Below are 388 nucleotides of genomic sequence, written 5' to 3'. Positions count from 1 at the left end.
CGCTCCGACGCTCCGACGCTCCGACAGGCTATGAACGAGGCTCGGCGCAAGGCGTTCCTGATCCTGGACGGCACGCTCGTGCCGATCGACCGGATCGCCGAGGACCGCCCGTAGTACTCCGGGAAACACAAACGCCACGGAATGAACGTGCAGGTCATCGCCGATCCACACGGCAAACCGCTGTGGGCCTCGCCCGCGCTGCCCGGTGCCACGCACGACCTGACCGCCGCCCGCACCACCGGAATCATCGAGGCGCTGAACACCACCGGGCTGACGACCCGGGCTGATCGCGCCCACCAGGCGGCGGGGCGACACATTCGAGTCCCGATCCGCGGCCGGAAACTCAAGCGATGGCAGCGCCGCTACAACACCACCCACGCCAAGATCC

General features: G+C 68.3%; 1 pseudogene. It reads left to right on the top strand.

The features are described from left to right. Positions 1-388 (top strand): annotated as a pseudogene (locus tag ADL08_RS35445) (transposase family protein); the annotation flags it as partial.

Source organism: Streptomyces sp. NRRL F-6492 (genome assembly GCF_001280125.1).
Lineage (GTDB): Bacteria > Actinomycetota > Actinomycetes > Streptomycetales > Streptomycetaceae > Streptomyces.
The sequence above is the reverse complement of the archived record's forward strand: the minus strand, read 5'-3'. Positions and strand labels throughout refer to the sequence as shown.